At 70.8% G+C, this 20,334-nt stretch carries 17 protein-coding genes; 5 read left to right on the forward strand and 12 right to left on the reverse strand.

Annotated features, from left to right (window positions below; all coding sequences use genetic code 11):
• Positions 1-64: 64 nt before the first annotated feature.
• Together BL253_RS27945 and BL253_RS27950 are read right to left on the reverse strand one after the other, a co-directional pair.
• A complete protein-coding gene (locus BL253_RS27945; protein WP_076820292.1) occupies positions 65-1,183 on the reverse strand; it encodes an RNA polymerase sigma factor in 1,119 nt (372 codons plus the stop codon).
• Positions 1,165-1,545: a YciI family protein gene (locus BL253_RS27950; RefSeq protein ID WP_076820293.1), complete on the reverse strand. Its 381-nt coding sequence runs from the start codon at positions 1,543-1,545 to the stop codon at positions 1,165-1,167. Before BL253_RS27950 ends, BL253_RS27945 begins: the two co-directional genes overlap by 19 nt.
• Positions 1,546-2,286: 741 nt before the next feature.
• Here BL253_RS27950 and BL253_RS27955 point away from each other — a divergent pair.
• Complete coding sequence (locus BL253_RS27955; protein ID WP_076820294.1) at positions 2,287-3,525, forward strand: ABC transporter substrate-binding protein; 1,239 nt, start codon at positions 2,287-2,289, stop codon at positions 3,523-3,525.
• A gap of 175 nt (positions 3,526-3,700) precedes the next feature.
• Here BL253_RS27955 and BL253_RS27960 read toward each other — a convergent pair whose 3' ends face one another.
• On the reverse strand, positions 3,701-4,891 hold the full coding sequence (locus BL253_RS27960; protein WP_076820295.1) for an amidohydrolase family protein: 1,191 nt from the start codon (positions 4,889-4,891) through the stop codon (positions 3,701-3,703).
• Positions 4,892-5,392: 501 nt separating this feature from the next.
• Between BL253_RS27960 and BL253_RS27965 the strand changes: the two genes are divergently transcribed.
• Positions 5,393-6,310: an amidohydrolase family protein gene (locus tag BL253_RS27965; protein WP_198946424.1), complete on the forward strand. Its 918-nt coding sequence runs from the start codon at positions 5,393-5,395 to the stop codon at positions 6,308-6,310.
• A 65-nt stretch (positions 6,311-6,375) separates the two neighbouring features.
• On the opposite strand, the gene BL253_RS27970 is transcribed toward BL253_RS27965, so the two are convergent.
• The 5 genes from BL253_RS27970 to BL253_RS27990 form a co-directional block, all read right to left on the reverse strand.
• Positions 6,376-7,047 (reverse strand): TetR/AcrR family transcriptional regulator, encoded by a 672-nt coding sequence (locus BL253_RS27970; RefSeq protein WP_076820334.1) that lies wholly within the window; start codon positions 7,045-7,047, stop codon positions 6,376-6,378.
• A gap of 213 nt (positions 7,048-7,260) precedes the next feature.
• The gene (locus tag BL253_RS27975; RefSeq protein WP_241835220.1) at positions 7,261-8,115 is read right to left on the reverse strand and encodes an SDR family oxidoreductase; all 855 of its coding nucleotides are present in this window, start codon (positions 8,113-8,115) and stop codon (positions 7,261-7,263) included.
• A 96-nt stretch (positions 8,116-8,211) separates the two neighbouring features.
• Positions 8,212-9,312 carry a phosphotransferase family protein gene (locus tag BL253_RS27980; RefSeq protein WP_076820297.1) on the reverse strand — a complete coding sequence of 367 codons (1,101 nt, stop codon included), beginning with the start codon at positions 9,310-9,312 and terminating at the stop codon, positions 8,212-8,214.
• 99 nt (positions 9,313-9,411) lie between these two features.
• Entirely contained in the window at positions 9,412-10,611 is a 1,200-nt protein-coding gene (locus BL253_RS27985) for a cytochrome P450 (protein WP_076820298.1), read from the reverse strand.
• Entirely contained in the window at positions 10,608-11,774 is a 1,167-nt protein-coding gene (locus BL253_RS27990; protein WP_076820299.1) for an Rv3169 family protein, read from the reverse strand. The genes BL253_RS27985 and BL253_RS27990 overlap by 4 nt, the downstream gene beginning before the upstream one ends.
• 292 nt (positions 11,775-12,066) lie before the next feature.
• On the opposite strand from BL253_RS27990, the gene BL253_RS27995 reads away from it, so the two are divergent.
• The 3 genes from BL253_RS27995 (at position 12,067) to BL253_RS28005 (ending at position 16,681) form a co-directional block, all read left to right on the forward strand.
• Positions 12,067-12,837 carry an SDR family NAD(P)-dependent oxidoreductase gene (locus BL253_RS27995; protein ID WP_076820300.1) on the forward strand — a complete coding sequence of 257 codons (771 nt, stop codon included), beginning with the start codon at positions 12,067-12,069 and terminating at the stop codon, positions 12,835-12,837.
• Positions 12,838-12,931: 94 nt separating this feature from the next.
• Complete coding sequence (locus tag BL253_RS28000; protein WP_198946425.1) at positions 12,932-14,542, forward strand: AMP-binding protein; 1,611 nt, start codon at positions 12,932-12,934, stop codon at positions 14,540-14,542.
• A gap of 810 nt (positions 14,543-15,352) precedes the next feature.
• Positions 15,353-16,681 (forward strand): ABC transporter substrate-binding protein, encoded by a 1,329-nt coding sequence (locus BL253_RS28005; protein WP_241835221.1) that lies wholly within the window; start codon positions 15,353-15,355, stop codon positions 16,679-16,681.
• Positions 16,682-16,828: 147 nt separating this feature from the next.
• On the opposite strand, the gene BL253_RS28010 is transcribed toward BL253_RS28005, so the two are convergent.
• From BL253_RS28010 to BL253_RS28025, 4 genes are all read right to left on the reverse strand, one after another.
• Positions 16,829-17,257 carry a nuclear transport factor 2 family protein gene (locus tag BL253_RS28010; RefSeq protein WP_076820301.1) on the reverse strand — a complete coding sequence of 143 codons (429 nt, stop codon included), beginning with the start codon at positions 17,255-17,257 and terminating at the stop codon, positions 16,829-16,831.
• A gap of 53 nt (positions 17,258-17,310) precedes the next feature.
• Positions 17,311-17,718, reverse strand: coding sequence for a nuclear transport factor 2 family protein (locus BL253_RS28015; RefSeq protein ID WP_076820302.1), 408 nt, complete (start codon positions 17,716-17,718; stop codon positions 17,311-17,313).
• A gap of 97 nt (positions 17,719-17,815) precedes the next feature.
• Positions 17,816-19,453, reverse strand: a complete 1,638-nt coding sequence (locus tag BL253_RS28020; protein ID WP_076820303.1) for a class I adenylate-forming enzyme family protein — start codon at positions 19,451-19,453, stop codon at positions 17,816-17,818.
• On the reverse strand, positions 19,450-20,247 hold the full coding sequence (locus BL253_RS28025) for an enoyl-CoA hydratase/isomerase family protein (RefSeq protein WP_076820304.1): 798 nt from the start codon (positions 20,245-20,247) through the stop codon (positions 19,450-19,452). The genes BL253_RS28020 and BL253_RS28025 overlap by 4 nt, the downstream gene beginning before the upstream one ends.
• Positions 20,248-20,334: the final 87 nt, after the last annotated feature.

A 20,334-nucleotide genomic window follows, 5' to 3' on the forward strand; every position in this document is an offset into this window, starting at 1 on the left:
AGGCCCCTTATGGCCCTCTCGACGGACCTCCAGAGACGACTGCGCCGTGGCGGCCCGGGCGCCGCTATGAGTCCCGTGCCCGGGAGATCTCTCCTGCTGGGTTTCTCTCGACGGCGGCGAGTGCGTCGCGGGCGCCCTGGGTCGGCGCGATGGTGACGAGTGCCCGGTAAAGCCGGAGCAGGGCGTCCCGGTCGGTCGTGCCGGTACGCCGGCGGTCAGCGTGGACCGACTGGATCGCGGCCTCGAGCTGGAACCGGCCGACAGGCGACCCGAGCGCGTGGGCGCGGCGCAGGTAGGCCTCGCCCTCCTGGATGAGGGCTGTGTCCCAGTGCTCGGGATCCTGCTGAGCGAAGGGCACGAACACGCCGCCAGGCCAGCGCGCGGGGGCGCGGGACGACGAGAGCGCGATGAGCGCGGCGAGCCCCCAGGCCTCGGGCTCGACCTTGAGCAGCGCCGCGACGGTGACGGCGAGATAGAGCGACTCCGCCGCGAGCGACTCCTGCGGCGCGACACGGGCGTCGGGAGAGCCGAGCGATTCCCAGTCGATCGTGTAAGCGCCGTAGATCGCCTCAAGGACGTGGCCGAGCCGCTCGGGCAGGTCCGCGCGGGTCGGTATGACGAACGGGATGCCGGCGGCGCGGATGCGGCGCTTCGCCCGGACCAGGCGCTGCGCCATCGTCGCCGACGGCACGCGGAACGCGGCGGCGATGCTGGCCGCGTCGAAGCCGAGGACGGTGTGGAGCATGAGCGGGGTCCGCACCTCGGGCGCGATCGCGGGATGGGCGCAGGCGAACAGGAGCTCCAGGCGCTTGTCGGGGATGGCGTCCGGGTCGACGGCGGCGAGTGGGTCGATCGCGACGGCCGCGCCCGTATCGGCGTCGGCGGCGGTGGGAAGGGGCACCGACATGCGGTGGGCGGCCGACCTGAGTACGTCGCGCTGACGGTTGCGGGCCACGGTGAGCAGCCACCCTCCGGGGTTGCCAGGGATGCCCGAGGCCGGCCAGGTGCGCAGCGCCTGCTCGAAGGCGTCGGCGAGCGCGTCCTGCGCGAGGGCGATGTCCCGGGTCGGCGCGGCGAGCAGGGCGATCAGGCGGCCGTACGAGGTCCGCGCCGCGCCCTCGGCGGCGGCGCGGACCTCGTCGGGGACGCTTCCGGGCAGGTTGGTCACCGCCTCGACGTCCACGCGCCGTCCTGCCAGTGGGTCATGCCCGGCCGCACCTCGACCGGCCCCCACGCGACCGAGGGCGCCCGCTTCGCCCACCCCAGCGCCGCGTCCAGGTCGGCGACGTCGATCACGAACGTGCCGGCGAGCTGTTCCTTGGTGTCGGCGAACGGGCCGTCCTGAACGCGGAACTCGCCGTCGACGCTGCGCACGGTCGTCGTGGCCGACGAGTCGCCGAGCACCTCGGCGGAGATCAGAGCGCCCGCCGCGTCGAGGTCGGCGGCGTACTTCTGGAAGGCGGCCATACCCTCCTGGACGGCGGCCTCGTCGAGCTCGCCCGCCGCCATCAGCTCCGGGTAGTGCAGCAGGATCGTGTAGCGCATGGGACGTCCTCTCGGATCGGTTCGACGCTGACACATCAGTGACGAGTGACGAGGGAGCAGATCGACAGGTCGGGGATGGATGCCGGCCGAGCCGCCCGCACCCGGCACGCCGACGGTGCCCCGCCACCGCGCGAGCTGACACTAGGCGCGTCGGTTGGTCGCGCCCGCTACGCCGACGGAGCCCAGGACGTCGGCCTTGTCGTTGCGGCCGCGGGTGAAGCCGAGCGGGCCGCCAGTGCCTCCCCGACCAGTTCGCCTCCGCGCTTTCCAGGTGCCAGCCAGCTCTCTCCGCGGGTGCCGACCCGCCCACTGGACGTCGCCGGAAGGGCGCCGTCGCTCCGGCGGCCGCACTGGGGCCGCGTCGCCCGGCCCGTCGTCGCTGGGCCACCACCTACCCGCTAAGGTTCGCGGATGTCGAGATCGACGTCAACGTTGATAGCTGGTCAGGGAGCAAAAGCGTCATGAACCACGCTTCGTCGAGGCCGTCGCCGTCCGTCGCGGCGGCGGGGCCGGGGCCGTCGCACGCCGTCGCGGACGACTTCACGCAGGAACGGCGCAGGGCGTTCCCCCCGCTGGCCGACGGCCTCGGGACGGCGCCATTACCGTCGCCGACCGCCCCGAGCGCGGCATCGCCACGCGGCATGTCCCAGACCCTGACGAATCTCGAAAAGAACGGACACGGAGACCACCTTGGCTAGTCGGAACAACGTCAATCGCCGTCACCACCGCACCTGGCGTGGGATGACGCCCACGGCGCTTGTCGCCGCGTTGGTGACAGCGCTGGCCACGGCCTGTTCGGCGTCCGGTGGCGGCGCGGGCGACGGTCCGGTCGCCGGCTGCGGTACCCCCGGGTACAGCGCCAACGAAATCCGGCTGGGCTTCGTCTATCCCGGCACTGGCGCGGGMTCCTCGTCCCTGAGCGTCGCCAGGAGCGGGTTCGCCGCGCGGATCTCGGAGGCGAACGCGGCCGGCGGGATCCACGGCCGCAAGCTGATCTATGACTGGCGCGACGACACCAGCGCGCCCGCCCAGAACCTCGAGGTCGTCCGCGACCTCGTCGAGAACCAGAAGGTCTTCGGACTCGTCGAGGCATCCATCGCCGCCGCCCAGGGTGCCGGTTATCTGCGCGACCACGGCGTCCCGGCAACGGGAATACCAGCCGAGGCCTTCTGGGCGGACCACGGCTACCGGAACATGTTCGCCTACACGTACCTGTTCGGCGACGGCCCGTCCGTCTCGACCTTCGGCGACTTCGCGAAGTCCCAGGGCGGCACCAGGGCGGCTGTCATCCAGAACGACGTCACCGCCGCCGGAAACGACATCGGATCGAAGATCGGCACCAGTCTGACGACGGCCGGCATCCCGCTGGTGCCCGGCCGCTTCACCTACAACCCGAACTTCACCAACCCGGTCCAGCTGGGCCAGCAGCTGAAGCAGGCCGGGGCCGACGTCGTGACCGCGGCATTCGCCGGCACCGACCTGGCCGAGGTCGTCCGCGGCATCCGCGAGGCCGGCGCACCCGTGAAGGTCATTCTTGCGCCCAGCGGCTATGACAAGTCACTRCTCAACACGTACGGTCAGACGCTCAGCGGGCTGACCGCCGCCGTCAACTACATCCCGTTCGAGATAGGCGGGCCGGCCCACCAGAAATACCTGGCCGCGATGGACAGCTACGCCCCTGAAATCCAGCCACCCGACCAGGAGATCGCCCTCGTCACCTACGTCCTCACCGACCTGTTCCTCTACGGCCTCGACAGGGCCGGTGCCTGTCCCACCCGCGCCCAGTACATCGACACCCTGCGGGCGAGCACATACGACGCCGGCGGCCTGCTGCCGGGCCCCGTCGACCTGACGAAGGACTGGGGGCAGATCGCCACCTGCTACACCTTCATGCGGGTCAACGACGCCGGCACTGGTTACGACATCGTCCCCGACCCCACCGGCCGCGACCGCTGGTGCGGCCACCGGCTCGACCAGTAGCCGCCTGCAGCCCGGGGACCTGGATTGACCGCGGGAGGAGGCGACCGGCGACGGGCCGGTCGCCTCCTCCCGCGGGTCCGCATGACCGCCCACCGCGGAGTCTCCGCCGCGCGGCGGAGACTCCGCCGCGCCGCCCGCCGACCGGGCGTCGCTCCGGCGGTGGGCTGACCGCTGGTCAGGTGCTGGGGAGGGCCAGGACTTCCAGCGCGTTGTCATGAGAGATCTTCCGCACGTCGCCCTCGGGCAGACCCGCGAGCGACTCGGTGACGAAGTCGACCGGCTCGACGACGCCCTCCGCGTGCGGCCAGTCCGAACCGAGCAGCAGCCGGTCGACGCGCACGTCGGCGAGCAGGACGTCGACCCGGTCCTCCCAGAACGGCGTGACCCAGACGTGCTCCCCGAACACGTCGCGGGGGTGCTCCCTGAAGTAGCCGGGATTGCGGCTGGCGACGTCGTCGAGCCGGTGCAACAGGTCCGGAATCCAGCTCGCCCCGTTCTCGACACTGGCCATCCGCAGCCCGGGGAAACGCTCGAACACCAGGTGACACAGCGCCGCACCGTAGAAGTCCGAGACCGCCCGGCCCTTCGTCAGCACTCCCCGCAGCGGCGAGCGCAGGACCGACTGCTCCTCCCGCCCCGGCTCCCACATCTGCACCAGCGCGTCGTAACCGTCGACGCCGGCATGGGTGGCCACGACGACGCCCGCCTCCTCAGCGAGCCCCCAGAACCCGTCGTACGCGGGATCGAACGGCGAGCGATAGCCACCCGGCACCGGCACCGGCGCGTTACGGACGTTCACCGCGAGGGCCCCGGCGTCGAGCACCGCCCGCAACTCGGCCACGGCGGCCGCCGGCTCCAGCAGCGGCACGTACGGAACCGCGTAGAGGCGGTCCTGATACCGGTAGCCCCAGTCCTCCGCGAGCCACCGGTTGAACGCGTGGAACACCTTGGCGGCGGCGTCCGGATCGTCCTTGAGCGCTTCCTCCAGGCCTACCCCGAGGGTGGGGAACAGCAGACTGCCCGTCACGTGCTGCTCGTCGAGCGCCTGTATCCGGGCGTCCCGGTCCCGGTATTCCGGCCGGATGGGCTCGAGCGCGCCGAACGCCTCTCGGATGCCCTTGCCCTCGGGGTTCCCGCGGTACCACGAGTACAGCGCACCGGGGCGCGCGACCGGGTCGAACGTGGGGTTCGCGATGTAGCTGTTGACCCTGCCCCCGACGATCAGCCGGCTACGGCCATCGATCTCCGCCCAGCGGACACCCCGGCTACCCAGGGACCGGTCCTGATGCCGGGTGAAGGCGTCGCGCGCCTCGTAGTAGTGACTGTCGAAGTCAAAGATCCACGCGTCCCGTCCCACGCCACCCATGACACCGCCTCCGCATGTCGATTGTTCATGTTGACGTCGATATAGACAGTTGCTCGGTGGTGGTCGTCGTATCCGGCACCRCCAGAGACCCTCGGCACCCATCCGCGGCAGCCGCCTTCTACCGGAGTAGCAGACGGCCAACCGCCAGCGCAGCCCGGTCACGCCAGACGCGTGACACCTCAGGTCACCAGGTGGCTCGGCCGCCCGCCGCCGGCACCCGCGTCGAGCCCCGCGCGACCGGGAACCAGACCACGGGTGGGGCCCGCCGCGGGCAGACGCGAAACATCCACCGCCGCGGCGGACGCTACCTCATGTCAATATCGATGTCGACATTAACGACGATCATGGCTATGGTCGAAGCCGTCCACCAGGCGACTGACACCGGCGCACCGACACTGGGCGCAACGACGCCGCGGCGATGCCCAGCCGCCGCGAGCATCCAGCCCGCGGCGGCGGTCCTGGCCGCGCCGTCCCGACAGCAACGACACGAAAGGTGCCGAGGTGGCCTCAGCTCTCCCACCGGACCCGTCCGCCGCCCGGCCCCGGCCGTTCGACGTCGGGGTGATCGACACGATGGTCGGGTTCCCGCAGGACCCGGCCGCGCTCTACCAGCAGATCCGCGCGGTGCTGCGCGACCGGCAGTCACGCGAGGAGTTCGCGATGCCGGCGCAGTACATGTTCCACGACATCCCCGAGAGCCACGTCCCCGACGATGTCGACCCCGTCGAGCTCGTGCTCGGGGAAATGGACCGACACGGCATCGAGATCGCCCTGRTCAGCGTCAGCGCGAACGAACAGGTCGCCGGCCGGGCACTGACCGAACACCCCGGCCGCTTCACCGGCTCGTGGACCTGCGACCCGAACAAGGGGATGGCCGGCATCCGCGAGCTCGTCCGGGCGCACGAGACATGGGGCGTCCGAGCCGCGACTGTCTTCCCGCACGGCGGGCAGCCGCAGGTCGCCATCGACGCGCCCCAGATGTACCCGGTCTACGCCAAGTGCGTCGAGCTCGGCATCCCCGTCTTCGTGACGGTCGGAATCGCCGGGCCCCGCGTACCGTCCATGGCGCAGCGCGTCGAGCTCATCGACCAGGTCATGTACGACTTCCCCGACCTGGTGTTCGTCATGCGCCACGGCGCCGAGCCGTGGACCGACCTCGCCGTCAAACTCATGCTCAAATGGCCGAACCTGTACTACTCCACCAGCGCCTTCGCCCCCCGCTATTATCCCGCGAACATCATCGACTACGCCAACACCCGAGGCACCGACAAAATCCTCTACGGCGGCTACTTCCCCATGGGCCTCACCCTCGACCGCATCATGGCCGAACTTCCCCACGTCGGTTTCAAGGACGATGTCTGGCCGAAGTTCCTGCGCCACAATGCCGCCCGCGTCCTCGGCCTGACCGCCGACGCCTGAGCTTCCGACGCCGGAACTCCAGCGTCCGCGACAGCGGCGTCGCCCGTCTTCTTCCTCGCCTCGGATCAGGCGTTCTTCGTCTCGGGCGCGCCGCGCGGCCCGACGAGTGCGCGCACGATGTACCTGTCGACGAACTCCCGCTTCCCTGCCGGCGACCAGCTGGACCACGGGGGGCTCATGATGATGACGCCCGCGGCCATCATCCAGCGGACGGTCTCCTTGAGGTCCAGATCGGCGGCGAGTTGCCCGCTCTCCTGCCACTGCCGCAGGAGCGGCCGCAGGTGGCGGTACACCGCGTCGACGATGGGTTCCTCGGTCAGTTCCAGCGACTCCGCGAGGGGCCTGCTTCCCGGGGTGAAGAGCGCCTCGCTGACCGCGTCGCCGTTGATCAGGTCCGTGCACCTCAGGAACACGTCGACGATCGAGCTCAAAGCGTCCGCCGGCCGCGGAAGAGAACTGACAACGCCCTGCATGGCGGCGTCGACCCTGCTCAGCAGAACAGCGAGGATCAGCTCGTTGCGGCCCTTGAAATACCGGTAGACGGTCGAGCGGGACACCCCGGCCTCGACCGCGACCTCCTCGACGCGGATCCGGCTGCTGCCTCGCCGCGCGAGGCAGCGACCCGTGGCCGCGACGAGGCGCCGACGCGCCTCCTCGTCATCGAGCAGCGCACTGTCGCTACCCCACCAACCAGGTGCGCGCTGTCCCGCGCCGTCCTCTTCGGCGACCACCGTCATGCAGCCATCGTAGAGGCGGCGCGGCATCCGTCCGTCTCCGTGACATGGGCCGATCCCCCCACCAGCCCGCGGCCCGCACGGCCCGCGGCGGGAGCGGACCGCCGCGCGGGCGCGGGGAGCCGTGAACGGCACCGCGAACGGCGGGTCCGGCGACCGCCGGGAACGCCTCGGTGGGAAGGCCGACGCGCGTCGTCCAGCCGCTCGTCGTTCGCCTCACGATCCGGTGCGGGCCGGTTCCGCCTTTCCCAGCAGGGCGTCCGTCCCTCCGAACCGGGGCGCGACCAGGGCGGAGTAGTCCGGGCCTCGGCGCAGGCTGTGGCCGCCGTCGACGTTGACGATCTGCCCGGTCACCCGGCCGGCCCGCGACGACAGCAGGAAACTGACGAGCTGCGCGACGTCGTCGACATCGGAGGCGCCCCCGAGCGGCGTGTTCTCGTCGTAGCTCTCGTAGACCGGCGTGCCCGGTGTCGCCCAGCTCATGATCTCCGTCGAGGTGAGGCCCGGGCGGACGGCGTTGAACCGGACACCCGCCGCCCCGTACTCGTCCGCGGCGTTGCGGATGAGCTCCTCCACGGCGGCCTTCGCCACCGGGTAGGCCCCGAAGTAGGGGTGGGTGACGTGCCCGGCGATGGAGGAGATGGCGACGAACGAGCCAGCGCCGGCCCGGGCGAACAGCGGAACCGCATGCTTGACCAGCAGCAGCGTGCCGACGACGTTCAGCGTGAGGACACGGGTGAACTCGTCGACCTTCTGGGCGTGCAGCGGGGCGAGAGCGCCACCGCCGCCAGCGTTGGCGACCACACCGTCGAGGCGCTGCCGCCAGCCGGCCGCCGCCTCGATGACTCGCTGGATGTCCGGCTCGCTGGTGACGTCCGCGACGTGGTGTCGGACCGCCTCACGGCTGGCCTCGTCGTTGATCGACTCGGCCGTGGACCGCAGGGTGGCCTCCGTACGGCCGCAGATGGTGACCCAGGCGCCCTCGGACGCCAGCCGCCGCGCGACGCCCGCGCCGATGCCGGTGCCGCCACCCGTGACCAGCACCGACAGCCCGTCGGCCTCGTTCGTCATGTCCATGTCTCCGTCTTCCTCCGATCGTGCGAGCGTGTCGGCCCGGGCTCGGGTGAGTGGGGGCTCATGTAAGCGCGGGCTCGGGTTCGCGAGCCGTCAGCGGGCCGGGGCCGCCGACCTCTCCCGGGCCTCCCTGAGGCGCTCGGGCCGCGGCTCGACGGGTCCGGAAGGCAGCCGCTCGTCGATGCCGAAGTCGCGCAGCGCCCGTCGGGCGTAGGGAACGATGCCCATCCCCATCAGGCCGAACCTGAGGTCGTCCGTGCCACCCGCGTCGAACAGCATGGCGCCGACGAGGAGAATCACGCAGGTCTTGAACGACTGGAACGCCCGGTACCACTCTCGGTGCCGGACCGGTACGCCGGTGAGCTCCTCGTAGTACGCGAGCGCCTCGTCGGCGGTCAGGGCCGACGGCCGGCTCGTGAAGAAGCCGGGTGTCTTCCAGAGAAGGTCGAGGTATCCGACGTCGGCGAGCGGGTCCCCGATCCCGGCCATCTCCCAGTCGAACACGCCGGTCACCTCGCCGTCGACGAACGCGAAGTTGCCGGGCTTCGGGTCGCCGTGAACCAGGGTGACGMGCTCGGACGCGGTGGGCCTGCGGTCCCGCAGCTCGGTGAGCAGCCGCTCCAGCGACGGGAGCTCGGCGCGCTGGACCCGGCGCATCTCGGCCGTCCAGTGATCGAGYTGGTCGTCGATGTACGACCGGCCGTCGCCCAGAGCCGCCAGACCGCCACCGGACAGGTCCACCGCGTGAATCGCGGCGAGCTGCTCGACGAGTGCCTGGGTCATACGGCGGATCGTCGCCGGACGCTCCGCCAGCCCCGCCGGGACCTCCTGCTCATAGACGTCCCCAGTCACTCGTTCCATCACATAGAACGGCCGACCGAGCACCTCGCCCGACTCGTCGAGCCACAGCACGGCGGGACAGCGGACGTCGGTGTTCTCCAGCGCCCGCAGGATGGTGAACTGCCGGGCCATGTCGTACGGCTCCAGCAGGCCCGGAAACGGCGGGCGCAGGCGCAGCACGACCTCCCTGCGATGAGGCCCGGTTCCGGTGTGCCAGACGAGCGTCAGCATCAGCATCTCCGCGGAGTGGCCGAAGGTGACGCGGCTGGAATTCTCGACCCGGACGTCGGTCGCGGACGGGATCCGCTCCTGTAACCATGAGGCGAGCCGCTCAAGAGCGTCCTCGGTTCGCATCGCTCGACATGCTCCCTGTGTTCACGACCAGCCAACTCGTCAGCCGGGTGAGCCGTGGCCAGCTCGGACGAGCGGCCGATCAGCTCGGGTGAGCCCTGGTCAGCTCGGGGTGAAGCGAATGCGGATGCGGTCGTACGCCCTGGCGAAGGTGGCCGGAAGTATCGCGGGCTCGTCCGGGTCGACCAGCTCCCAGTCCGGCATCCTGCGCAGCAGCTCCTCGAACATCACCCGGATCTCGAGGCGGGCGAGGTGCGCGCCGAGGCACACGTGGGTGCCGAAACCGAAGGCGACATGCCGCTCGGACGTTCTCGACACGTCGAGGACGTCGGGGTCGGTGAACGCCCGCGGATCGCGGTTCGCGGCCGCGTAGAGCAGCAGGATCTCGTCACCGGAGCGGATGTGCCGCCCGTGCAGCTCGTGGTCCTCCGTCGCGGTGCGCCTCATGTTCAGGACGGGCGACACCCACCGGATGAACTCCTCGACCGCGCTGTGCGCGAGCAGCTCGGGCCGCTCCAGCAGCAGCCGCCGCTGCTCGGGTTGCAGCGCGAGGTCACGGATCATCGTGCCGATCACGGTCCGGGTCGTCTCCGCCCCGCCGTCGAGAACAAGGATGGTCTCGTCCAGAACACGCTTGGTGTCCCATCCCGGGGTAGTCACCCACAGCGAGATGAGATCGTCGCGGGGCTCGGCCCGGCGGGCCTCGATGATCTGCGCGGTGGTCCTGACGAAGTCCTTGATGACGGGGATGATCCCGGGGTGGGTGACGTGTGGCGGGCCGTCCGGCGAGGTCTTGCCCGAGAGCAGCATGATCTGTTCCGACCAGTACCGGACCCGTTCCCACAGGTCCCGGGGATACCCGAGCAGGTCACCGATCACGATGGCGGGAAGCCGCGAGGCGATCGCCTCGATCGCCTCGCACTCCCCCAGCGGTGTCACCGCGTCGAGGATCTCCGTGACGACGCCGCGGATGTGCTCCTCGTGGCCGCRCACGGCGCGCGGGGTGAACCGCCGGGCCACCACGTTGCGCTGGTCCTGGTGGTCGGGATCGTCCATATTGATCATGGACCGGTCCTCGCGCAGGTCGATGTGCGGCCGGGAGCCGTAGAACGACGAGTACCGGGCACCGTCCTTCTCGACCGCGAGGACGTCGGAGAACCGGGAGACGACCCACAGCTTCTGCGCCGGGTCCCAGAAGACCGGAGCCTCGTCGCGTAGCCAGCGRTACGAGTCCCACGGGTCCACGTAGAACTCGGGATCAAGAACGTTGACCCGCTCGTCCGCGGCCGTCACCGTCGTCACGCGAACGACACCTGGTGGTCGGAGTCCACCGTCAGCCCGAGCTCGGGCCACTCGCCGTGGATGAGGCTCTCCAGGATGCCGTAGCCCACCGCGTCGCCCTCCCGGACCCGGACCGGCGTATCGCGAAGCTGGCCGAGGACACGCAGGTTCTCCTCGCTCCAGCAGTCCTCGAAGTACTCGCCGTCGAGATGCAGCCTTCCCAGCCACGACCCGTGGATGTGCCCACCCCATGACCCGTACCCGCCGGTCTTCAGGAAGAAGCCGGACTCGCCGAGGGCCTCGACCTCGATGATCCGTTTCTCGCCGGAGTCCATCGTGAGGCGTAATTCCCCGCCCTTCACGAATCGCGTGCGGGTGTCGTACTCAATGCGCGGCTCGGCCTCGCGGATCTTCAGCTGGGTGCCGTCGGAGGAGTTCAGATAGGCGGAGGTGTATCCCCAGGCCCCCTCGGCGATGAAGATGGCGGTCTCGTAGTAGGAGCCGTCGGGCCGGCGCAGGAAGGCCGGCGTCCATTTCATCCCGCCCTTGACCTGTGTCTCCTGCCGCGGCGCCCGGCTCTGGATCAGGTCCGTCGGCGGCGCCCCGACGGCCTGCCGGACACCCCACGAATGGTCCCGGTAGCCGAACCACGCGTCGGGGCGGACCTCGTGGGTCTCACCGTCGACCGTCACGGTGCCCGACGCCCAGCCGCCCTGGTGGTAGCGGATGACGTTGACGTCCACCCGGCCGGTGCGACGGTTGCGGACGAGGTTGCGGTCCTCGAAGAACGGCGGCGTCACCCCGGAAAGGACGAGGTCGAACGAGATCGGCTGGACGTCGTTCGGCTCCAGCCGGAACCGCACCTGGTTCAGGGGCTCGACGACCTCGTAGTGGATCGGGCCGACGGCCGTCTCCTCCGGGTTGCTCCGCAGTTCCCGGCTGCCTCGGACCGTCCACTGCGCACGGCCCCGGGAGACACCCGCGAAGCCGTCGATGATGCCCCGGTTGTGGTACTTGCCCAGCCCGAAGCCGACCTGCAGGGACCCGTCGACACTCGCCAGCGAGCCCCAGATCTTCTCGGTCCAGGCGAGATCGGACTCCGCGACGGTGGCGAACGTGTCCGCTAACTGATGGTTCAACGTCTCGTCAGCGMCACGCAACGCGCCGATGTCCTTCGGTGCCATCTGCCTGTCTCCTCACGACGCGGCACGACTGCGACTCACGACGGTGAGCATGTCGCATGGCGACACACTATTGCACTTCTGTCTCATCCTCTTCAAGAAGCGGCGGCCAGCGACCCACCCCCCTGGAGGCCACCGGCCAGATCAGACGTCAACCCGGTGGCGCGCCGTAGGACCGAGCCTGGCCGCATGACGAGACAGGAGCAATCAATCGACCCAACATGAGACAGCCAATGGATTCTGTAGCGGCTCGGAGCGTGGGCCGGACGGCGGGCCTCATCACGGAAGGTGCCTCATGGACCTCACAGACGCGTCGGCGATCGTGACCGGCGGCGCGGGCGGCCTCGGCGCGGCCACCGTGCGGCACCTCGTCGAACTCGGCGTCGGCGTCGTGATCTTCGACCGGGACGTCAAGCGCACGACGAACCTCGCGGCCGAGCTCGGGCCCGCGACGGCGGCGGTCCCCGGCGACGTCACCGCCGACACCGACGTCCAGAGCGCGATCGACGCCGCCCGGTCGCTCGGCACCCTGTCGATCGTGGTCAACGTCGCCGGCGGTGGCACCCGCCCGGCGCGCACGGTCGCCCGCGACGGAGCACCACACGACATGCGGACGTTCGTCGACACGATGGCCAAGAACGCGTTCGGCACGTTCAACGTGACCCGGCTGGCGGCCGCCGCGATGGCTGAGAACACCCCGGACGAGGACGGCCAGCGCGGCGTCGTGCTGAACACGGGGTCGCTGGCCGGGTTGGAAGGACAGGCCGGCCAGGTCGCGTACGCGTCGGCGAAGGCCGCCGTCCCGGGAATGACGCTGCCCCTCGCCCGTGACCTGGCGCCGCTGGGAATCCGGGTGTGCGGCATCGCGCCGGGCACCATCGGCACCGACCTCATGCTCAGCGCGTCCCAGCAGCTGAGGGACAAACTGGTCGGCAGCATCGTCTTCCCGCCCCGCATGGGCCGGCCCGTCGAGTTCGCCCTGCTGGTCGAGGCGATCGTCCGCAATCCCTATCTCAACGGGGAGAACATCCGGCTCGACGCCGCGCAGAGGTTCCCCGCCAAGTGACCGGCCCAGAGCGCCAAAGAGTGCGCACAAATGATCTTCATTCGCGCACTCGGCGGCCGTCCCAGGATCAGCGGACGCAGGAGGTAGTACCACCATGAGCGGCGCACTGCCCGACGAGGCGGCGGACCTGCACCAGGACCTGTATCGCGGCGCGTTCCTTCCCGACCTGCTGATCGCCGCGCTGCGCCGCCATCCCGACCAGCCCGCGATCCACCTCGGGGACAGCGTCCTGACCGGCGCCCAGCTCGGCGCGCGGATCAGCCGGTACGCGCAGGTCTACGTCGCGAAGGGGGTTCGGCCGGGCAGCGGCGTCGCCATGCTCTCCACGAACCGCCCCGAGGTGCTGTACGCGATGGGCGCGTACATGGTCGCGGGCGCCCGCAACACCTCGCTGCATCCCCTGGGCTCGCTCGACGACCACGCCTACGTCGTCGAGGACGCCGAGGTCGAGACGTTGGTCTTCGACCCGTCCTTCGCCGACCGGGCCGCGCGGCTCCAGGAGCGGGTGCCGACCCTGAAGCGGCTGCTGTCGTTCGGGCCGTGCGACGTCGGCGAGGATCTGAGTGATCTCGCGGAGGGCTACGACCCGCTGCCGTTGGTCGCGCCCCGCCTCGATGCCGAGGGGATCTCCGCGGTGGCCTACACGGGCGGGACGACCGGGCAGCCGAAGGGCGTGATGGCCACCTACCGCGGCAGCGCCGCGATGACGCAGATCCTGCTCACAGAATGGCAGTGGCCGACCGATCTGCGCCACCTCGTCTGCACACCCCTGAGCCACGCGGGCGCGCYCTTCATCGTCCCGGTGCTGCACCAGGGCGGTTCCGTGGTCGTGCTGCCCAGGTTCGACGCCGGCGCCGTCCTCGACGCCATCGAACGCCACCGMGTCACGTCGGTCTTCCTCGTCCCGGCGATGATCTACGCCATCCTCGACCATCCACGGCTCGACCAGACCGACCTGTCCAGCCTTCAGACGGTCTTCTACGGGGCCTCGGCGATGTCGCCCACCCGGCTGCGTGAGGCCATCCGACGAATCGGGCCGGTCTTCTTCCAGTTCTACGGGCAGACGGAGGCGCCCCAGACGGTGTTCGTGCTGCGCAAGGAGGACCACGACCCGGACGACCTCGCCAGGCTGGCCTCCTGCGGGCGTCCGGTGCCGTGGCTGAAGGTCGCGCTGCTCGACGACGAGGGGAGCGAGGTGCCGCGCGGCGAGCCCGGGGAGATCTGCGTGCGCGGGCCGCTGGTCATGAAGGGCTACTGGAACAAGCCGGCGCAGACCGCCGAGGCCCTGGCGGGCGGCTGGCTGCACACCGGCGACATCGCCCGCGAGGACGAGCATGGCTTCCACACCATCGTCGACCGCAAGAAGGACATGATCGTCAGCGGCGGCTTCAACGTCTTCCCCCGCGAGATCGAGGACGTGCTCTCGACGCACCCGGCGGTGGCCGCGGCCGCCGTCATCGGCGTGCCCGACGAGAAATGGGGCGAGGCCGTCAAGGCCGTCCTCGTGCTGCGCGCCGGCACGTCGGCGCCCGCGGACGCGCTGGCGGCGGAGCTCGCCGCGCTGGTCAAGGAGCGCAAGGGCTCCCACCACGCCCCCAAGAGCGTCGAGTTCGTCGACGCCCTCCCGCTCACCGCCGTGGGAAAGCCGGACAAGAAAGCTCTGCGCCAGCGCTACTGGTCAGATGCGGCCCGCCAGGTCGGCTGACCGCTCGGACCAGGCGCGAATCACGGTGGCGGCTGATTCAGCGGCGAACGGGTCCGCCTCGGGGGCGAGCCAGGGCAGGCAGCACCGGCGTGGCTGACCTGCCCTGGACCCCACCGCCGCCGCATGTCCGTCCGACTGACCGGGCTGATGGTGAGCCCACCGTGCCAGATGTCAATATAGATGTCAACTTCGAGTTCGACTCGCTCTGGCCCTGCGACCAGGGCACCGGCACATGTCCGCCACGCCTCCCCTTGACCGAACGCAACAGCGCCGTCCGAGGTAGTGCCTTGACTCGCCTCAGCTTCACTCCCAATATCAAGGGTGACATCGATGTCGACGTTCGCTGAGGCGTGGGTCCGGGGCTGGAGGGGAGCCTGAGAACAGAGGCTGGCTCGCCAGCTCGCTGGTCGCGAGGCGAGACCAGCACGCGCCGACTCGGGTATCGCGGGTCACCGGAAGACTCGGCGACCGGTTGAGCGTCCTGGACCTTGACGACGCCGCATCGGGTCTGGCTCCGCTCCTGCGCGAGGCTGGGGCGGCCGGCAGGACGCCCGCCACCTACGGACCGTCACTCACGTGGCCGCGACGGGCGCACCGCGCGCCCGGCCCGGCTACGGTCGCCTACCCGTCACCGACGGCCGCCGCACGATCGGGGCCGACGCGCAGGCAGCGGCGACGCGCGGCCGGCGGTTCGGCTCGCGTCGCCGGCTGGTCGCGTCCCAGGTCGGTCGACGGCCTCCAGACATGGCCTGTCGCGACCGACCGAATCCATTCATACAGCTACTCCACAGGAATAGTAGGGATGGCGTTATGCGGTTGGAGACGCAGATGCAGGAAGCGACAGGTCCGCGTCGTCTCGCCAAGGCGAGGCGGCGGTACCCGCGGCTTTCGGCGGGCGTGCTGTTATCGGCACCGATGGCTCTACTCCTGTTCACCGCCGCGTGCGGCGGCTCGGACGACGGCGGTGACAGCGGCGGCAGCCCCACGACGGCGGCCTCCGGGAGCGCGGACGCGCTCGGAGCGGTCAACAAGGCGACGGGCGCACCCGTCAAGATCGGAATCGTCTCGGACGGGAAGACCCCCGCTCTCGACAACACGGTCCAGTTCGAGGTCGCCGAGGCGACCGTCAAGTGGCTCAACGAGCACCGCGGCGGCCTCGGCGGCCGGCCCATCGAGATCGTGAAGTGCGACACCCAGGGAGACCCGGCCAAAGGCACCGACTGCGGCAACCAGCTGGTCGAGCAGGACGTYGTGGCGGTCGCGGTCGGCGAGTCATCCGTGGGTGACGCCGTGGCGAAGCCGCTGGCCGACGCGGACATCCCCGCGATGTTCTACGGCCTGACCACGCCAGACATCCTGAAGGACCCGACGATCTACTCCGTCAGCGACCCGAACTTCGCGATCCAGCAGCTGCCCATCGCCAGCGCGCAGCAGGCGAAGGCGAAGAAGGTCGTCTCCGTCGTCATCGACGTCCCCGCGATCCTCCCCAGCGTCCAGGACGTCGCACCCGGGCTCATGAAGGCCGCAGGCCTCGACTACCAGCTCATCCGGATCCCCCCGGGCACCGCTGACATGACCGCGCAGCTGCAGGCGGCCACCACCGGCGGCCCCTCGGTCGCGTTCGTCATCGGCAACGACGCATTCTGCATCAGCGCGTTCAATGGCCTGCGCCAGGTCGGCTTCGACGGCCCGATCAGCGCCATATCCCAGTGCATGACCGACGCGACCCGCAAGGCCGTCTCCGGCAGCATCCTCAAGGGGATGACCGTCGCCGCGGCCTTCCCGGTCGGCGGGGACGACCCGTCCACCGCCCTCTACAACTCGGTGATCAGCACCTACGGGAAGAACATCGACCCGTCCGCGACGGTGGGGCGCGGCATGTTCGTCACGCTCGCGGGCCTCATGACGGCCACCGACGGTGTCAAGGGTGACATCACCCCGGCCACGGTCAACGCCGCCATCAAGGCGATGCCGGAGAAGGAGCTGCCGGGCGCCGGCGGGCTGAGGTTCCGCTGCAACGGCAAGGCCTACCCGGAATCGCCCTCCGTGTGCACCCGGGGCGGGCTGACGACGACCCTGGACGACAAGGGCGAGCCGACCGGCTTCAAGGTGCAGGCGAACACCCCGATCCCGGACTGACAAGTCCGGCCGAACTCACAGCCGGATGAGCACCGGCGCAGGACGCGGGGGCCGCTGACCGGCGGCCCCCGCCGCGCGCTGATCTCAGGCAACCACACCACGCACCTTCAGGACGACGACGTCCCGCTCCAGGAGGATGTGAAGCCGTCACGAACCTTCCGGGGCGGGTTTCCTGGTGCGCGCGGGCCGATCGGACAGGCCGTCCGGTGTGATGAACTGGCACCGGCAGCGGTTGATCCGCCAGCCGTCCGGAGTCCGGACGAGTTCGTCGCTGTAGACCGCGTGCCGCGCGATCCCGTCGGAACGGTCGACGAAGAGCAGGTTGCGGGTGGTGCGGGCCTCGTCCGGACCGACCACGTCGATGACCGGCGGGCCACCGAGGTGCAGCCCGCCCGGAGCCGCGGTCATCATGGCGCGCAGCGCCTCGTGTCCGTCGAAGGAACGCCCGTACACCTGGTAGCTGGCGTCCGGGGTGAACAGGCCGACCCAGCCCTCCACGTCGTCCAGGTCGAGCGTCAGGCAGTAGCGGGCCAGCAGGCCGCTGATGGCCACCTGGTCCTCGGGAGAGGGAAGCATCAGAACTCCTCCTGGCAGCCGTCAGAGGTGCACGAACATCCTGGCCGGGCCGGTCAGCCGGGCTTCTCCATGGTGTGCACCTCGCGCCGGGCGATCCGCCAGGCGCCGTCGACCCGGACGATCTCGTCGCGGTAGCGGCCAGTGATCGCCGGAACCAGGCGGTCACCCGCGAAGCGCAGGAACACGAAGTCGGCCGCCACTCGGACCAGGTCTCGCCCGTCGGACTCCAGCACCGGGTTGACCGTCACGTGCTTTCCTCGCTGGCTGGGTCTGCCCTGCGTGCTCTGGAAGAGCTCCAGAAGTTCGACCTCGCCGCGGGCAGTCCGGTCGCCGTGGACGAAGACGCCGTCGGAGGTGAACAGCGCCACGACACCGGTGAGATCACCGTCGTCACACCGGTGGCAGTACCGGGCGAGCGTCGCGCGCACGGCGAACTGGTCCTCGATCGCTAAGTCGGTCACGGCGTCAGTATAGTAAATATCGACATCGACTTCGACATATGTGGCGATCTCCGGCCGGTCGGGCCGCGGGGCCGGCGGCCCGACCGGGGTCTCGGAGTCAGCCGCCGGCGAGCCGGGCGGCCAGGTCGCTGTCCCTGCCGGGTGCCTCCATCACCAGCCGGGACCGGACGACCTTGCCCGAGGCGGTCCGAGGCAGCGGCGTGTCCCAGCGGACGAGCTGCTCGGGCAGCTTGCGCGTCGCCGCCCCCTGGGCGGTCAGATGGGCGACGACGTCGGCGAGGGTGACCATGGCGTCGCCCGCCGGCCAGACCGCCACGGCGAGCCGCTCGCCGGTCGACGGGTCAGGCAGGCCGAAGGAGGCGGCCTCGGCGGCTCCGGGCAGGCCGGTCAGCGCCGCGTCGATCTCGGTCAGCGAGATCTTCAGGCCGTTGCGGTTGACGACCTCCTTCAGCCGGCCGACGACGGTCAGCCGGCCGTCGTGCAGCTCGAGCTGGTCGCCGGTGCGGTACCAGCCGTCCTCGAACGCGGCCTCGTTGTCCGCCGCGTCGAGGTAGCCGAGGAACAGGTTGGGGCCACGCAACAGGCCCTCCCGCGGGTGCTGGCTGGAGCCGACGCGCACCTCGCTGCCCGGCAGGAGCGCGCCGTCGTCGGACAGCCGCCGCTCGCGGTCGTCGCCCGGCAGGCTCCCGGAGAAGGTGGGCGCCTCGGAGGAGCCGTAGACCCGGGCGATCTCGATCCCGAAGGTGTCCGTCGCCAGCTCCAGCAGGGGACGTGGCAGCATCGCGCCACCCAGCGCCAGCGTCCGCAGGCCGATCCCGATCCCGGTGCCGTCCGGGCCGGCCGCCGCGGCGGCCCGGAGCAACCGCTCGGCGATGACCGGCGCGCCGCCAAGCAGGGTCGCGCCCAGCGTGTTCAACCGGCGCAGCGTTCGCTCCGGCTCGAACCGGTCCTCCAGCGCCAGGGTCGCGTGCCGGTCCGCGACGAGGTGGATCTGCGACAGGCCAGTGATGCTGGTGAGCGGGCTGACGAGGAAGACCACCGAGTCCCCGCCCGCCGACGCGCACCGCGCCATGTTGTCGGCACCTGCGGTGAGCGTGTTGAGCGAGTGAACGAGACCCTTGGGCCGGCCGGTGGTGCCTGACGTGAACAGCACCACCGCGGCGCGGTCCCGGTCGGGCTCCGCCCAGGTCGGCGCCCATGGCGACGACCCAGCCGGTCCGGTGGGACCCGGTGAGCCGATGGAGCCGGCCGGCGGGCCGTCCACCTCGTCGAACAGTTCCAGCGGCACGACACCGGCGGCCTCGGCCAGCGGCTCGGCGAGCCGGTCGGCCTCACCGGCCGGCACGATCACCCGAGGCCGCCCCGGCAGCGCGTCGAGGGCGACGCGCAGGTCGGCGACGCCGCACCGGCGGTCCAGCACGACGGCCGTCGTGCCGGCACGCAGCAGGGCGTGGTAGGCGATCACTCCATGACGCGTGTTACCGCTGACGAGCACGACGCCGTCACCCGCCCGGACGCCCCGCTCGGCCAGGGTGGCGACCCCCGTCGCCACGGCCGTGGCCAGCTGGGCGTAGGTGAGCTGACGGTCGTTGTCCGCGACCGCCACGACGCCGGGACCGCGATCCGCGCCCGCCTCGACGCCGTCGGCGAGGAGCCGGTTGTCCCACAGCCCGTCCGCGCGGTACCGCGCGGCGCGTTCTCCCCGCGCCCGTGGGAGCTCGGCGGGTGCGCTCACCGGCTTGCCCCGCCGGCCGCCCGGCTCAGCATGGCCGCGAGGTTGCGCTGGAACGCCGGCTCGTCGAAGGACGCCGTTTCCTGACCGAGCGCGTCCGACAGCGATGACGTGATCCCGTGGCGCAGAGCGCCGTTGAGGATCGCCTTGGTCTCGGTCACCGCCTGCGGGGGCAGCGCGGCCAGCCGCGTCGCCAGCTCCACGGCCGTGGTGACCGACGTCCCCGTCGGGACGACCCGGTTGGCCAGGCCGAGGCGCAGCGCCTCGGCGGCCGGCAGTCGGTCGCCCAGCAGGATGAACTCCTTGGCACGCAGCAGACTCATCAGCAACGGCCAGGTCAGCGCCCCGCCGTCGGCGGCGACCAGCCCCAGCGCCACGTGCGGGTCGGCGAAGTACGCGTGCTCCTCGACGACCACCAGGTCGCTCATCGCCGCGAGACTGCAGCCGAGACCGACCGCCGGCCCGTTGACCGCCGCGACGATCGGCACCCGCACCGACGTCATCCCACGGACGATGTCCGCCGCCTCCGCCATGATGTGGGTGCGCAGGTCGACGTCCTTGGTCATCCTGTCCAGGAGGCCGAGGTCGCCGCCCGCGGAGAAGGCCTTGCCCGCTCCGGTGAGGACGATCGCGCGAACCTCCGGGTCCGCGTCCAGCTCGGGCCACACCTGGGCGAGCGCCGGGTGCAGCGCCTCGTCGGCGGCGTTGAGAGCGTCGGGCCGGTTCAGCGTCACGACCCGCACCGCCCCGCGCGCCTCGACGAGCAGCGGGCCCTGCGTGCTCCGACCGTCGGCCATGTCACTCCCATACGTCGTCTCTGCTGGCATCGAGATCTCCCGTGTCGTCTCCGCCCCATCGGGAGATCAGGTCAGATCAGGGTGTAG

Source organism: Pseudofrankia asymbiotica (assembly GCF_001983105.1).
Classification (GTDB): Bacteria; Actinomycetota; Actinomycetes; order Frankiales; family Frankiaceae; genus Pseudofrankia; species Pseudofrankia asymbiotica.